The sequence below is a fragment of the Vibrio sp. Y20_XG_PY13 genome (assembly GCF_024181925.1).
Lineage (GTDB): Bacteria > Pseudomonadota > Gammaproteobacteria > Enterobacterales > Vibrionaceae > Vibrio > Vibrio parahaemolyticus.
In genome coordinates this window covers 1-1,845 of record NZ_JAMZAL010000036.1, presented here as the reverse complement: position 1 = coordinate 1,845, position 1,845 = coordinate 1, and the positions used below count along the sequence as shown (strand labels likewise).

Here is a 1,845-nt window from a genome sequence, read left to right as displayed (position 1 = left end):
GGCATCAGACCATTGTACGCATATGTCCATGAACTAACGTGTATATGTGCGATTCTATCGACATCATCTAGTAATGCCTTTCTAACTCTAAACTTCATGATTTCCTTATCTGCCTAACGCCGCATTAAGGGGTGAACAACGCCAACCACCCGACCTAAAGCATTGTGCCGTAAACACTAAAGTTAATTCAAACCAAAACTGCCAAGCGTTGCGAATCCCTCTTGAATGCTTTGTTAGTTGCCAAACCTAAAGCTTTGATTTGATGTTAATTGCCGCTTTGCCAACACTAGTTTTACATGCTTTGAAAAACTCAAATCAGGTGCAGTTTCAAAGCGCCTGTCACTGAAACCATGTGGAACAAACAGCGCCGTAGAAAACGGGCTAACAACACCAAAAAGCTCTTTTGGAAAGACAAAGCCGCAGAGCTGACATTCAACAAACTAATCGACTTCTGAAACAGCAAACCAGCAAAGAACGAAGCGCGATTTATTCACACCCAAAACCTTAAAAGTCAGAGCACAAGACTGGGCAAAACTTAGTCTTAAACATTTTACTTTAGCTGCGTTTTCCTCGTTGGCAACTAACGCCGTGTTAAGGGGTGAGACAACGCTACCGCCAAAGCGGATATGACCGCCTTAATCACTTAAACTGATTTGAAGTGAAAGCGCCACGCGTTGACGAATCCCTCTTAAACACTTTGTTATGTTTTACCACAACTGACTCGCTCACATGGCAAAGAACTGAATTGCATAAAAAATTGTTTAACTTGCGTCACACGAAGTGTTGGAATAGTCCGACAAAAGTGATAAATACAAAACGTGTAATTCTCAGGAATTGGATTGAGGCAACTCTAAATAGCTTTAAACAAGAGCCGGCATCCCTTTCAAAACAGCGAAAAACAAAACTCAAATTGCCGAAAACCCCGCTGCCGATTTGCTCATTGGGAAATAGAACCGAAGCGACTTTAAGCCAGACTAATTACCAACGCGCAGACTCGACTCCGAATGGAAGCAACCCACGAACTTTGAAGCGTGATTATCTTTGAGGAATTCATGAACTTGGGCAGACAATATTGAATTGCTGAGACAACTCAAACGAATTGCCAAAGAGGCCAAAGAAATAAGCGCCAGAAAACCTTTTATTTCTTCTAAATCAAAGTGAAACATAACGCCCTGTTAAGGGGTGAGCAACGCAATACCGCAGTCGCCGCATACCATCTTAAACACTAAAACCAACGCATAGTAAAAATGCCACGCGTTGCGAATCCCTCTTGAACAGTTTGTTATGTGCTAAACGACTGAACGCCATGATTTAGTGAGCTTTTCTAGCCGCATACCTTCAATCTTACCTAGATTAGAAGCATCTTTACTAAAAGATGCACTAAATATTCGATGCCCAGTTGCATGTAAAGTTACCCCAATTCTCTCATTTGAAATTGTTTTCAATTCCAGTTTGATTAATACACAATCATCAGTTTTGATTGGTAACAATTGATTTGGATTGACGACTTTACGCAAACATTTCACTTTATAGAAATTAACAGTGCGACCGTCATATTCCCTTTGAATAAGGTTGTACTCTTTAAATTGCGCTGCAGCTATTCCCTTTAGGTTTTTAGGTAAATTCTCAATACACAATTTAATAGATTGCTCTTCAAATTGAGTTAGTTCTGTACAACCTAAAATCATTTTTCGTAGTTTATTTAACATCGCCTTCCTTAGCACATAACGCCCAATTAAGGGGTGAGTAACGCAACACCAATGCCGCCGCAAACCACCTTAATAACCAAAATTAACGCATAGTAAAAATGCCACGCGTTACGAATCCCTCTTGAATTGTTTGTTA

Annotated in this window: 1 protein-coding gene and 1 pseudogene; both read right to left on the bottom strand. The window is 40.3% G+C overall.

Going from position 1 to position 1,845, the window contains the following annotated elements; genetic code table 11:
• Positions 1-1,175: 1,175 nt before the first annotated feature.
• Positions 1,176-1,308, bottom strand: a pseudogene (locus tag NL646_RS23295) (DUF3265 domain-containing protein).
• Positions 1,290-1,709, bottom strand: coding sequence for a hypothetical protein (locus tag NL646_RS23290; RefSeq protein WP_253664757.1), 420 nt, complete (start codon positions 1,707-1,709; stop codon positions 1,290-1,292). Before NL646_RS23290 ends, NL646_RS23295 begins: the two are co-directional and overlap by 19 nt.
• Between the last annotated feature and the right edge of the window lie 136 nt (positions 1,710-1,845).